Source organism: Gilliamella sp. X-46 (genome assembly GCF_057063525.1).
This window is the reverse complement of the sequence record NZ_JBXSQH010000021.1, coordinates 26849-40298: the sequence shown is the minus strand read 5'-3', so window position 1 is coordinate 40298 and position 13450 is coordinate 26849. Positions and strand designations below refer to the sequence as shown.

Genomic DNA, 13450 nt, shown 5'->3' with positions numbered 1-13450 from the left:
TCGACAACAACCCTACCGATAAACTCGGCGAGTTCACTAAGCTAGATGATTTCGGTGATAAAAATAAGAATGGAGTCTGATTTTGACTACGATGATATTGAAAAAGATTTAGGGCGTAGGTTTGGCATGCCAGATGCCAGATGCCAGATGCCAAGTATGATAGCGCATTTCGATTATCCTGTCAAGTAAATTTTTGTTTTATTTGAATTTTTTATAATTGACCGCTCAACTAATGAGCACTCCCTTGCTTTGAAAGCGCTTAAATTATAACCGCTTGAGCAATAATGCGCTAGCTTTTTTGTTAAAAATTTGTAAAGATTTGTTAACCCTGTCAATTGATTACAGAATAAACTTAATAAAATATAATAAGTTAAATCAGTTTATTTTATTGAGTTTGATTGGCTATTATGCGGTGAATTGATGATTTAGATGTTGCTAATTTAATGATATACCACTACCCTTTAGGCTGTTTGCGATTAATATGGACGATAATTAATGCGAAATTTAAAATTATTATCTTTATTTTCAATGGTGTGTGCTTTTTCAAGTGATGCCTTTGCCGATACAATTTCACAAAACGTTTGGTCTTTGGCAATAAATAAGCACGATAGCATCGCTCAATATAAAGTTGCTCATGCTTATAACCCTTTGGTTAAAAATAAAGATTTGGACTGTGAAACAAATCAGTTTTATCTCAAGTCAAAAAATAAAAAATTGGAAGGATGCTATGATAAATCGGCCGATAAATATATCGAATTTTTAACTAAAGCAGCCGAAAATTCATCCCCATCTCCCCTTGCCCAAACAGACTTGGGCATAGCCTATATTGAGGGAGAATTAGTCGATAAAGATATTAAAAAAGGTTTGTATTGGTTAGAGAAGGCCGCATCACCGATTTCAGATAAAGCAAAACTTAATATAACTGAAGGAAACAGTAAGTTTGACAAGCAATTAATGAAAAATGGCGTAGGTCTAGCTCAATATGTATTAGGTAAGCTTTATCATCAAGGCATAGAGGTTAAAGCTGATTATGATAAAGCAATAAAATACTATGAAATGGCAAGCCAAAGTGATGATTTTGGATCTTACGATGCGCCGCAATATCAACTTTATCAACTCTATAAAAATAAAGTTAATAACCCCAAAATGGCTTTATATTGGCTTGAACAGAGTTTGGGGAGTATGAAATATAATGATGAATGGGATGCAGCAACCGAGATAGTCGACTATTTTTTGAACGGAGGCCAGATAGACGGTTCAAAATCAGAACAACCTAATTATCCATGGGCAGCTAAATGGTTAATTGAATTTGTAAAAGGTCGATCACTTGAAGATGAGACTAGGCAAAAAATGGCTTTTCAACTAGCTTGGCTTTATTTAAACGGTTTAGGCGTAGAAAGGGATCCCAAGGAAGCGGCAACATATTATCATTTAGGGATGAACATTAATCCTGATGTTAATTTCGATATTCAATCGTCTAATGAACAAACCCTGCAAGAGCAGTTTTTACTTAATGTCATTAAACCTATTTATGAAAATATCGATAATAACCAAACAATTGAATATAGTGCTTTTTTTGAAACAATTTATCCTGATAAATTTAAAAAAATACAAGCTAAACTCGATTATGCCAATAATCTTTATATTGAAAACGCCAGTAAAACCGTAGAAGCGATTTTTGGTGATAATTTAAAAGATGAACAAATTTTTTATGCTCAACTTGACAAAGAGCTACAATCCTATAGCGATTTAGAAGAATTCCCTCATACTTCTCCTTTGCTGGCATTAGCTCAACATCGTGGAATTGCTTATGGCTTTTATCGTGATGCTGAAAACCTTATGGGTAAGTCAAGCAATGTATTAATCAAGCTTTACCAAGCTGCATTGAAAATTGAGCCAAATAATCTAATAATTTTATACCGATTTGGTACGGTATATGATTTTATTCTTCAAGATACCAACACAGCAATATCATATTACAAGCAGGCCGCCGATTTAGGGTATGCAGCGGCAAATTATCGGTTAGGGGTAATTTATTATTTAGGCAAAAATATTGAGCAAAATTATCATGAAGCTTGGCGATATCTTGACTTGGCGGCACAACAATATTATGTGCCAGCGCAAAATTTTTTGATCACTATCGACAAATCTCACCCTGAATTTGAATGGTTAACTACACAATACATTGAGCATCAGCAAACTTACCGTTCACCAACGGTGATGGTTGATGGTGAGGATTGGCTAAAGGTACAAAAGGCAAATAATCCGTCACCTAAAGTGATTTATCATCTTACAAAACATAATTCTGATCGTAATGGCCTAAAAACTTATGAGGGTTGTAAAGCCGCAATTGAGTTAGCAACACAGAGCAATACCTTGGCGCAGAGAGAATTAGTTAAACAATTAAATAAGAATTATTTTCTTTGTACACCAGAGCAAAATTTAATTTTTTCTTGGATTGATAGCATCTATAAGGATGATCAATATAAGCAATTCTTAAAATTGAAATACTACAAATTTACAAAAACAGATGAGCAATATCAAAAAGAGCTTAATACTTTAGCAGATAATCAAAATCATTATGCGATCATTGAATTATTGAATAATACTCAGAGATATTACGATTCAAGAGATGATAATTACCTTTCAAAAATCAAAATGTTGCTTAAGTCAGGTAATGTTAGTGCTGCCGAATTACTTATCAGATATTATACTTTAGATTCTTATTTAAATTCTGATTATCGTCAAATTCCCAATAGCATTTACCAACACACTAAAGCGATTTTATTAAGAAATGATTTAGCCGATTATGTTTCGGCATTGCCTGAACAGACTTATACCGAGTCGAAATATATTTATGCTGATAAGATGCTTTCATCTTCTGATATTTATCAAATGTGGTTTGAACTTGCCGATATGCATGAGCAAGGTGTTGATATTCCAAAAAATAACATTTTTGCCTATGTTTGGTACAGTTTATTGGTAGAGCATAATCAAACCCAAGCATTAAATAAAGTACAAGAATTAAAAGCACAATTAACAGCAGAACAATTAACAAAAACGAATGATAAACTTAATCAATACCGTAATTTATATCGTTTTCTTCCTTTAACCCATGTGGAATTAAACCAAGAATAGGTATGTTTAAGTTTAGTGAGTTAATATAGGATATTAGGGATGAATGATTCAATTATTATATCAAGCAAAACAACTTCCCGCTCAAAATTTTGGGTATTTGCTATAGTGTTATTAATATTAACAATAAGTGGCGGATATTATTTATGGCAGGAAAATAATCTTTCCATTCAATCATTTTTCCCTATCAAGGAAAAGGTGGTAAAAATTTATGATACACGTCAAGAACTTTATAATTCTAGAGGTCAAACAGTTGCATTTAAATGCATTGTATCGATCAAATATGGCGATAACCCAATAAGTTATAATTTTATTTCTGGCTATGATGATGAGCAAAAATTTCTTGAAAATTGTATACCACTATAAAACCAAATAACAATAAACACGGGATTTTGCCCGTGTTTTTGTTTCCAGAGCTGAATAAAACACTCAACAACTAACCATTATTGCCCATGGCTGTCATTGTGGTTTTCGGTATGAATAACGTTAATATAGCTAGGGATGGCTGGCGTATTAACATAAAAGAATGCCCATTGAATCCCGTCTATTTTTTTAGTTTGACGTAAATATTGTTTTAGTAATATATCGTCCTGAGAATCATCTTCTGATTGCTGATGTATATAATGATCAATAAACTCATTATATGTATCTTCATCAGTCGCTAAATATCCATTGTGATTTTCACAATATTGTTTATATAAATCGAATAATTTGTCGACAAAAACATTATATTCTTTTTCAATATCAAACGTTTTAGGATTACTATACCCCAAAGTCGCAAAAATCTTATCAGCAATAGCAGAACCGGATTTTGATTTTTTTAATGCAGAAGAGAATAAATAAGTTGGTAAAATAAAAAATAATCCCATAACAGCCATAAGAAGTAGCGAAAAATTATTTTTAGAAAAGGCCATTACTACAAAATAAAAGAAAGTAAATACCCCCAATCCTCCAGCACCAATAAGGAAAATACGCGGTAAAATAGGTATATTTAGTTTTGAATTGCCAGCTTCTGTTCCCTCTGTTGCATAAGGATGTAACCATAAAAGCTTATCGGCAGGACGGCGTAATGCATAAGCAAAATAGCTTCCACCAGCTAGTGGATCAACAACCGCCTCCACGTAGTCTCCCTCATTAAAAAAGGTTCGACAAAATGCGCCTTCAATCACCTTATCACCTAATTTACAGCAAAAATACTGCTCAATATCGGCTGTATCGTAATCAATGTTTTCAATTTTTGCTGAAGTTATTTTCATACTATTAGCCATAGAAACTAAATCTAAATGCCCTATTGTTAGTAAATTGACATCAGGGCGTCCAGCTAGTTTGCGAGCATTAAGATAACTTTCTCGCGTGTCATAGACCTCCAGATCGGTGATATAACCAGTAATAATTTGGTAATAATGGCTATCGCCTATATTCTGTTCCATATTTTTTATTCCTTATATTTATCTGTTGAATTATTTGTTATTTTTTGTTTCGTTCATCAATGACTTTAACCCAATTAGGTAAAGTTGGCGTTCTACAGTAGTAATTTGTTAATGCTTTAAATTCTTTGAATTTTTCAAAGTCAGGGCTCTGTGGATCGTTAAATATTTCAGGATCATTGATTCGATACAATTTTTTAAAGCGTTCCTTTTCTTTTTCAGAATCATATTTCCATGGTTTTTCATACCCAAAACAGGCATAAATTTGATTGGAAATAAAAGAGTATCCTCCTCCACCTATCAAAAAAGAAACAATAATTGCAATGATCCACCCCAAAAAACAGTATTTAAATATGTTAAAAATATAATTTAATGAACAATCGTTAAATAGTTCAATAATTAACAAAATAAGTAGGAAAACAACGGCAAATACCGTCATCAAAATAAAAATAACTTTTAAAAGTGCGAACGTTGTTAAACCAATATGTTGCGGGAAAATTATCGCATGTTGTTTCGGAATTCGTACGGCATAAGGCTGGTAAACATCATTTTTTTTCGGCTTAACAAGCATTTCAACATAATCGCCCTCATTAAAACCAATCCTGTTAAGCCTTCCCTCTACTTTTTTATTGCCGATCTGGCAACAAAAGCGTTGCCCCCTTAAAGGCGGACGACAACAAATAAAAAAGCAAATCAATGCTATAATTGAACAAAACACCGCATAAAAATCTTTTTCTATTCGATCCGTCATCGTCAGCTTAGTGTCAGTTTGTTGCGGATTTTTATCTACTTGTAAACAACTTACAGTTCCTTTTAATAAGTAAAAATCATTCCTCATTAACTCTATACCTTGTTGAATTTCATAATTAAAATACCAAATAATTTTATAGCATGATTAAGCTATTAACCACAATAAAAATTAATTCATTTAATATTTAACTCAAAATAAGTTACTTAATTTTGAACATTTATTCAAAATTATCAATTAAAAACAAAGTGTTGAATTGATTAAATTGATCCACTTTTCCTATTCAATCAGTTTGAGTATATAATAGTCGTTTTGTTGATAAAACCGTCAAAATAGAGGTTGTGATGATTACCCATATTAGCCCATTAGGATCAATGGATTTACTCGCTCAGGCTGAAGTCGATCTTTTAAAAAAGTCAGCAAACAGCGAGCTTTATCAATTATATCGGAATTGCTCATTAGCAACATTAAATGCCGGCAGCAAAACCGATAACACCAAGGATCTGTTAGATAGATTTAAGTCTTTTGAAATTAATGTGATCAGTAAAGAGCGTGGTGTTAAATTAGAATTAGTGAATGCACCAGAAAGCGCTTTTGTTGATGGTAAGATCATCCGCTCCATTCAAGCCAATCTGTTTGCTGTATTACGCGATATTTTATTTTTAAATAGTCAAATTACTGCCATTAAAGAGTTAATAGAAAATATCAAGCTTGAAAAAGATCATTCATTCTATATTTCTAACCTTGTGTTTTCGATTTTACGTAATGCCAATGCGCTACATGTAGGCGAAGAGCCTAATTTGATCGTTTGTTGGGGTGGACATTCCATTAATGAAAACGAATATTACTATGCTCGCCAAGTGGGAATGCAACTGGGTTTACGTGAGCTGAACATTTGCACTGGTTGTGGCCCCGGTGTAATGGAAGCACCAATGAAAGGAGCTGCGGTTGGTCATGCACAACAGCGTTATAAAGAGAGCCGTTTTATTGGCATGACTGAACCGTCAATTATCGCCGCAGAGCCCCCTAATGCGTTAGTCAATGAGCTAATTATTATGCCCGATATCGAAAAACGTCTTGAAGCGTTTGTGCGAATGGCGCATGGCATTATCATCTTTCCAGGTGGACCAGGTACAGCCGAAGAGCTACTTTATATTCTGGGTATTTTGCTAAATCCAGCCAATAAACAGCAAACATTGCCGTTGATTTTAACTGGCCCTAAAGAGTGTGAAGCCTATTTTGCTTCTATCGATAACTTTATTCGTAGCACATTAGGCGATGAAGCAACTAAGCTTTATCAAATTGTGATTGATTCGCCGGAACAGGTCGCTCGCATTATGAAAGAGGGTGTTAAGCACGTTAAATCTTCACGATTAAAAACCGGCGATGCTTATGGATTTAATTGGCTATTAAAAATCGATGAATCATTGCAACATCCTTTTGAGCCAACACATGCCAATATGGCGTCATTAAATCTTCATCGTGATCAACCGGTCGAACTGTTAGCCGCTGATTTGCGTCGTGCGTTTTCAGGTATTGTCGCTGGCAATGTTAAAGAGTTTGGTATGAAGCAAATTGCAGAAAAAGGTCCTTATAAGTTACAAGGCGATAGCGAAATTATGAAACAAATGGATAATTTATTGCGTAGCTTTATTAAGCAAGATCGTATGAAGTTACCGGGCGGAACGGCTTATCAACCATGTTATGAGCTCTGTTATTAGTGCCTATTTGGTAACCTAACTTTAATACTCTATTTATGCCTTACCGCCAAGGTCGCTCAGTGGTAAGGCAATTAAGTGTATTTTTAGCTAAAAATTACTTAAAATATCTAACACTTCTGATATTTTCTTTACCCCAAAAATTTGCATATTTTCTGGTTTCTTTTTAGGCATATTGGCAATCGGTACAATTGCTTTTTTAAAGCCATGTTTAGCGGCTTCTGAAATGCGTTCTTGTCCACTTGGTACGGGACGAATTTCGCCGCCAAGGCCAATCTCACCAAAAATCACAATATCTTGAGGTAAAGGCCGATTACGGAAACTGGACACTAAGGCCGAAATTAACGCTAAATCGGCGCTGGTTTCAGTCACCTTCACCCCGCCAACCACATTAACAAAAATATCTTGATCGGCCATTTGCAATCCCCCATGCCTGTGTAACACAGCAAGCAATAACGCAAGTCGATTTTGATCTAAACCAACAGTTACACGTCTTGGGTTACCATACATAGAGTGATCGACAAGGGCTTGGATTTCAACGAGTAATGGGCGCGTGCCTTCCCACAGTACCATAACCGAACTACCGGGTAGCATTTCATCTCCACGGCTTAAAAAGATGGCTGATGGATTATTAACCTCTTTTAAACCTTGTTCGGTCATAGCAAACACACCCAGTTCATTCACTGCTCCAAAGCGGTTTTTGTGGCTTCGCAGTGTTCTAAAACGTGAGTCGGCATCACCATCCAATAAAATTGAACAGTCAATGCAATGCTCAAGCACTTTTGGCCCTGCAAGCGAACCATCTTTGGTTACATGCCCAACCATAATAATGGCAATCCCTTTGGTTTTGGCAAAACGTGTTAAATAAGCCGCCGTTTCGCGTACTTGTGCAACACTGCCGGGGGATGATTGGATATCAGTCAAGTGCATTACTTGAATTGAGTCAATCACCATTAGTTTAGGTTGTGACTGATCGGCCAGTAAGCATATTTGTTCAATGCTGGTTTCGGACAGCATATTGATATTATCAGCAGGTAACCCTAAGCGATGGGCACGCATTGCAACTTGTTGAAGGGATTCTTCACCTGTTACATAAAGTGTATTCATTTTTGATGAGAGCTTACTCATGGTTTGCAGTAACAATGTACTTTTACCTGCTCCCGGGTTACCACCAATAAGAATAGCACAGCCCGGCACAACGCCCCCACCAAGCACGCGGTCAAATTCTGAAAATCCAGTTGAAAACCGAGGTAATGCCTCTAAACTGATTTCGGATAATTTTTGAATTTTAGCCTGCCCAGCACCACTACCCGCATACCCCGTTAATCGGTCATTACGCGATGATGCGCTAGCAAGTCTAACTTCGGTAATAGTGTTCCAAGCATGACATGAGCTACATTGCCCTTGCCAACGCGGGTAATCTGCTCCGCAATCATTACAAACATAAGCACGTTTTACTGCTTTTGCCAATTTAATCTCCTAACCTTCACTTAATAAACTAGTGGATAAAATACACCATAGCCCCGTTAAATCAGCATAGTTAATGCTAATCCTAGCCTTTTCAACCACTTTAGGTTTACCATGATAAGCGACTCCAAGACCAGCAATACGGATCATCATCAAATCATTGGCACCATCACCAATGGCGACAGTTTGCTCAATAGGAATTTCCAATGATGCCGCTAGCTGTTGTAATGTTCTTGCTTTATATTTAGCATCAACAATTTGCCCTTTGACTTTACCGGTTAATTTGCCATGTTTAATCTCTAATTCATTGGCATAGCTATCAACTAGTTTTAATTTTTGCTTTAAGTGATCAGCAAAATAGGTAAATCCCCCCGACGCAATGGCAACATGCCAGTTTTTTTTATGCAGTTCTTTTACTAAATAAGTCAGCCCCGAAGTCAGCGGTAAATTGTCTTTGACTTGATCTAAAATAGCTTGATGTGCGCCTTTTAAGGTTGCCACTCGTTTGCGTAAACTGCTAGCAAAATCAAGCTCACCACGCATTGCTTGTTCGGTCACTGCGGCAACTTGTTCACCAACCCCTTGCAATTTGGCAAGCTCATCAATACATTCAATACCAATCGCTGTCGAATCCATGTCCATAACAAGTAACCCCGGGGAGCGTAGCGTGGGTAAATTATCGATTGGGGCAACATCAATACCTAATGCTAATGAAATCGATTTGGCTTTTTTAGGTATCACCCCTGCAATACGAACAATTTGGTAAGTTTTGATTTTCCATGATGAAACAATCACCATAGGCATAGTTAACTGATTTTGGAATTTTGACAAGATAGTCTTATTTAATTTTTTGCCATAAATAATCCAGCCTGTTTTACCGGCATTATAATCTAAAGGAACCACTTCACAACCATTTAATGAAAGGGGTAAACCTTGCCAATGTTGAATATTTTCAGGTAAATCATTATAGGTAAGCGTATAAGCCATATTAAAACGTCTTCATAACATAAAATAAGCCCAAAATTTACCATAACTACTAAAGATTGTCCAAGTTAGGATTTAGTTGTACCTTCACCCATTTTTATACTTAAACAAAATATTAAATGAAACTTTTTAACAGCATAAAGACTAGCATTAACACTTTATGATTTGAATAACTCTAGTTATAGCAACCAAATAATAAATAAAAATAGGAGTGAGCAGTTAGACACAAGCAAATTAATTACACTTTATTTAAAACAGCATAAAAGAAACCATCACCACCATTTTCAGTAGGTAAAAATTGTTTAAGTTCACCTTGCAATTTGGCGTTGGGATTTTCTTGTAAAAAATGTTCAATTTGTAATTTATTTTCGTCAGGTAAAATTGAGCAAGTAGCATAAACTAATGTGCCACCAATTTTTAAATAAGCCCAGATTTTAGTTAAAATAGTGTATTGTAATTCCGTCAACTGCGCTATATCACTATCACGGCGTAACCATTTGATATCAGGATGACGACGAATAACCCCCGTTGCCGAGCAAGGTGCATCAAGTAAAATACGGTCAAAACTTCGCCCTTTACACCAATTTTCGGGCGTTAGCCCATCTCCTACTTTCACTTCAGCTTGCTGTTTTAAGCGAGCTAAGTTTTCAACAATACGTTTTACTCGGTTAGGATCAATATCTACCGCTAAAACTTGCGCTTTTGGAGCAACGTCTAAAATATGTGTGGTTTTACCACCAGGAGCTGCGCACATATCCAAAATGTGCTCGCCATTTTGTGGAGCAAGCAAATAAGCTGCATATTGAGCGGACAGATCTTGTACAGTAACAGCACCCTCATTAAAATATGGCAATTTGTTCACATTGACAGGAGACAATAATCGCAGTGCACTAGGTAACTCTGGAAAGCTATCGGATTCAATTTGTTGCTCAGCAAGTAATTGTTGGTACTCACTGACTGAATATTGATTAAGATTAACCCGTAACCACATTGGTGGCTTTTGATTATTAGCATTAACGATGGTTTGCCATTGCTGTGGATAGGCTTGTTTAAGACGAGTTAACAACCAGCTTGGGTGTAATGTTTGCTGGTTTTGTTGCTTACTATCTTGTGTAAATGTTTGTTGTAATGAGGTTTGTTGGCGTAAAAATTCGCGTAGTACGCCATTTATTAATCCTTTAAGTTGTGTTTTTTTAAGTGTATTAACAGCATTGACTGTTTCGCCAACTGCAGCATGTTCTGGGATTCGGGTATAAAGAATCTGGTAAATCCCCACTAACAATAAATAGTGCAAAATTCTATTTTTACCGGTTAACACTTTACTCATTAAGGAGTGAATATAGAAATTAAGTTCTGGTAATACTCGCATCACACCAAAACAGATTTCTTGCACTAATGCCTTATCTTTATCGGCTATTTGATGACTTAAAGCTGTCAATGTCGCACTTAATGACTGCCCCTCTTCCAGCACGTTAAAAATAGCTTGCGCACAAACTGCACGAATATTTTGGTGTAATTTATTATTCATAATGACCTAAACGACAACAATTATGTTGATTATAAGATTAATGATCCAACCCAACCCGCAATAAATAGCGGAATATTAAAATGGGTAAATGTAGGGATAACACTATCGCGAATATGATCATGTTGTCCATCACTATTCAGCCCAGCCGATGTTGCCAAAATGGTATCCGATGGAGGCGAACCCGCATCACCAATCGCACCCGACGCACCAATTAAACAGACAGTAGCAATTGGCGAAAAACCAAGTTGAACACACAGTGGCACATAAACGGCGGCAATAATAGGTACAGTCGAAAATGACGAACCAATACCTAATGTAATCACTAACCCAATTAACATCATTACAAAAGCAGCAACAATTTTGTTACCCGCAAATAAAGCAGCACTGTTCATGACTAGTGGTTCAATTTCGTGAGTCTGCTTAAGTACTTCGGCAAAGCCTTGTGCTGAAATCATCACAAAGCCAATCATTGCCATCATTTTAATACCATCAGTAAACACCCCATCGGCTTCACCCCACTTTATTGACCCCGATACAATAAAACAGATAAAGCCAATTAAAGCACCTAAAATCATTGACCCAGTATAAAGTTGAATAGCAAATGAAAGAACAATTGCCAATAACGACACTATCAATGAACGCTTATTGACGTTATTTAACATATCAAGGTTTTTCTGTTCATGGATAAGTTTATATTCTCTTGGTTTACGGTAGCTGACAAAAATTGCCCATAACAAACCAGCAAACATTCCTAATGCTGGGATCGCCATGGCATGCATTACATTGACATGACTCACATCCATTCCCGATGCAGTAATATTTTTTAATAAAATTTGATTCAAAAAGATGTTACCAAAACCAACAGGTAAAAACATATACGGAGTAATAAGCCCAAATGTCATAATACAGGCAATCATTCGTCTATCGAGTTGTAATCGCGACATCACATATAAAAGAGGTGGAATTAAAAGCGGTATAAATGCAATATGAATGGGAATGACATTTTGTGAGGAAACACTTACTAGCGCAATAATAATAATTAATAACCATTTAATACGCTTTTTAGCACTACTTGTTGTAAGCTGTTGTATTGCTTTATCAGCCAATAGCTCTGGTAAACCAGATTTTGATATCGCCACCGCAAAAGCACCGAGCATAGCGTAAGAAAGTGCAATGTTGGCACCATTACTGATGCCTGTATTAAAAGCATCAATCGTTTCTTTTAGAGACAAATGACTAAATAAACCACCAATAAAAGCCCCAATAATTAAGCTAATAACCACATGAACACGACAAAGCGACAAAATTAACATACAAATTACCGCTATCACAACGGCATTTATCGACGAGAACAACTCAAGTATTGTATTCATAAATATATTTTTAATTAATGAACAAAGTTCATTATTCTAGGCGATACATGGTTAAAGTGCAATTGATAGTGTATACTCACTCTTTTTTGGTAGACAAAATCCTAAATATATTGTTGAAGAATTATTAAAAATAAAACCAAAGCAAAACTGGTTGTGGAGAATGGTTAATGAGAAGTAATATCGACGGAAATTTTTTATTGATTGGTTTAATGGCATATCCTATTCGCCATAGTTTATCCCCACAAATGCAAAATACCCTTTATGCTAAAATGAATGTGCCTTATGTTTATTTGGCGTTTGAAGTTGACCAAGAAAAACTCCCTGATGCAATTAAAGGCCTCCGAGCATTAGGTCTACGCGGTAGTGCAGTATCTATGCCCAACAAACAACTCGTCTGCCAATACCTTGATAAACTAACTCCAGCCGTTGAGATGAGTGGAGCATGTAACACTATTTCAAATGATAATGGTGTTTTAACAGGTTATAACACTGATGGTATGGGTTACATGCGTATGCTCAAAGAAGCTAACATTGATGTGATAGGCAAAAAAATTACCATCCTTGGTGCTGGTGGTGCAGGCACCGCCATTGCCGTGCAAGCTGCTCTTGATGGCGTGAAAGACATCGTGATATTTAATCAAAAAGATGATTGCTATACTAAAATAGAAGCAGTTGCAAAAAAATTGAACCAAAATACGCAATGCCATGTACGTGTTATCGATCTTGCCGACAACAAGCAGCTACGCCATGAAATAGCAACAAGTACTGTTCTTTGTAATGCAACAGGCGTCGGGATGAAGCCATTAGAAGGTCAAAGTTTAATTACCGATCCTACCATGTTACACTCAGATCTTATTGTGACAGACTGTATTTACTGCCCACGTAAAACAAAACTACTAGAAATGGCCGAACAACAAGGTTGCAAAACCTTAAATGGAATTGGCATGATGCTATGGCAAGGGGCTGCACAAATAAAAATATGGACAGGCGAAGAAGCACCCATCGAATACGTAAAAGAGAAAATGGGCTTTAACGATTAGTTCAACTTTATGTGATAACATTATATTAAC

The 13450-nt window shown here is 36.0% G+C and carries 10 protein-coding genes; 4 read left to right on the top strand and 6 right to left on the bottom strand.

Annotation, left to right across the window (positions count from 1 at the left end; translation table 11 throughout):
- Positions 1-495: 495 nt before the first annotated feature.
- Both ACYIAJ_RS10430 and ACYIAJ_RS10425 read left to right on the top strand, forming a co-directional pair.
- Positions 496-3138 (top strand): tetratricopeptide repeat protein, encoded by a 2643-nt coding sequence (locus ACYIAJ_RS10430; RefSeq protein WP_483564768.1) that lies wholly within the window; start codon positions 496-498, stop codon positions 3136-3138.
- A 39-nt stretch (positions 3139-3177) separates the two neighbouring features.
- The gene (locus ACYIAJ_RS10425) at positions 3178-3501 is read left to right on the top strand and encodes a hypothetical protein (RefSeq protein WP_483564767.1); all 324 of its coding nucleotides are present in this window, start codon (positions 3178-3180) and stop codon (positions 3499-3501) included.
- 77 nt (positions 3502-3578) lie between these two features.
- On the opposite strand, the gene ACYIAJ_RS10420 is transcribed toward ACYIAJ_RS10425, so the two are convergent.
- Both ACYIAJ_RS10420 and ACYIAJ_RS10415 read right to left on the bottom strand, forming a co-directional pair.
- Complete coding sequence (locus ACYIAJ_RS10420; protein ID WP_483564766.1) at positions 3579-4565, bottom strand: putative type VI secretion system effector; 987 nt, start codon at positions 4563-4565, stop codon at positions 3579-3581.
- 37 nt (positions 4566-4602) lie between these two features.
- Positions 4603-5400: a hypothetical protein gene (locus tag ACYIAJ_RS10415; protein WP_483564765.1), complete on the bottom strand. Its 798-nt coding sequence runs from the start codon at positions 5398-5400 to the stop codon at positions 4603-4605.
- A 254-nt stretch (positions 5401-5654) separates the two neighbouring features.
- Here ACYIAJ_RS10415 and ppnN point away from each other — a divergent pair, with 254 nt between their 5' ends.
- Positions 5655-7031, top strand: a complete 1377-nt coding sequence (gene ppnN, locus ACYIAJ_RS10410) for a nucleotide 5'-monophosphate nucleosidase PpnN (RefSeq protein WP_091350515.1) — start codon at positions 5655-5657, stop codon at positions 7029-7031.
- Positions 7032-7118: 87 nt separating this feature from the next.
- Here the strand turns inward: ppnN and radA are convergent, their stop codons facing one another.
- The 4 genes from radA to ACYIAJ_RS10390 all read right to left on the bottom strand — a co-directional run bounded on the left by radA (position 7119) and on the right by ACYIAJ_RS10390 (position 12380).
- The gene (gene radA / locus ACYIAJ_RS10405) at positions 7119-8498 is read right to left on the bottom strand and encodes a DNA repair protein RadA (RefSeq protein WP_483559919.1); all 1380 of its coding nucleotides are present in this window, start codon (positions 8496-8498) and stop codon (positions 7119-7121) included.
- A 9-nt stretch (positions 8499-8507) separates the two neighbouring features.
- Entirely contained in the window at positions 8508-9482 is a 975-nt protein-coding gene (gene serB, locus ACYIAJ_RS10400; RefSeq protein ID WP_483559920.1) for a phosphoserine phosphatase, read from the bottom strand.
- Between the two features lie 235 nt (positions 9483-9717).
- Positions 9718-11007 (bottom strand): 16S rRNA (cytosine(967)-C(5))-methyltransferase RsmB, encoded by a 1290-nt coding sequence (gene rsmB, locus ACYIAJ_RS10395; protein ID WP_483559921.1) that lies wholly within the window; start codon positions 11005-11007, stop codon positions 9718-9720.
- A gap of 29 nt (positions 11008-11036) precedes the next feature.
- Positions 11037-12380 carry a Na+/H+ antiporter family protein gene (locus tag ACYIAJ_RS10390; protein WP_483559923.1) on the bottom strand — a complete coding sequence of 448 codons (1344 nt, stop codon included), beginning with the start codon at positions 12378-12380 and terminating at the stop codon, positions 11037-11039.
- Positions 12381-12547: 167 nt separating this feature from the next.
- Here ACYIAJ_RS10390 and ACYIAJ_RS10385 point away from each other — a divergent pair, with 167 nt between their 5' ends.
- Complete coding sequence (locus ACYIAJ_RS10385; RefSeq protein ID WP_483564764.1) at positions 12548-13420, top strand: shikimate dehydrogenase; 873 nt, start codon at positions 12548-12550, stop codon at positions 13418-13420.
- Positions 13421-13450 lie beyond the last annotated feature (30 nt).

Bases quoted from the DNA above. Each gene is read 5' to 3' on its own strand.
- ACYIAJ_RS10415 (WP_483564765.1), bottom strand. From the start codon at position 5,400: ATGAGGAATGATTTTTACTTATTAAAAGGAACTGTAAGTTGTTTACAA.
- rsmB (WP_483559921.1), bottom strand. From the start codon at position 11,007: ATGAATAATAAATTACACCAAAATATTCGTGCAGTTTGTGCGCAAGCT.
- ACYIAJ_RS10385 (WP_483564764.1), top strand. From the start codon at position 12,548: ATGAGAAGTAATATCGACGGAAATTTTTTATTGATTGGTTTAATGGCA.
- ACYIAJ_RS10425 (WP_483564767.1), top strand. From the start codon at position 3,178: ATGAATGATTCAATTATTATATCAAGCAAAACAACTTCCCGCTCAAAA.
- ppnN (WP_091350515.1), top strand. From the start codon at position 5,655: ATGATTACCCATATTAGCCCATTAGGATCAATGGATTTACTCGCTCAG.
- ACYIAJ_RS10420 (WP_483564766.1), bottom strand. From the start codon at position 4,565: ATGGAACAGAATATAGGCGATAGCCATTATTACCAAATTATTACTGGT.
- ACYIAJ_RS10390 (WP_483559923.1), bottom strand. From the start codon at position 12,380: ATGAATACAATACTTGAGTTGTTCTCGTCGATAAATGCCGTTGTGATA.
- ACYIAJ_RS10430 (WP_483564768.1), top strand. From the start codon at position 496: ATGCGAAATTTAAAATTATTATCTTTATTTTCAATGGTGTGTGCTTTT.
- serB (WP_483559920.1), bottom strand. From the start codon at position 9,482: ATGGCTTATACGCTTACCTATAATGATTTACCTGAAAATATTCAACAT.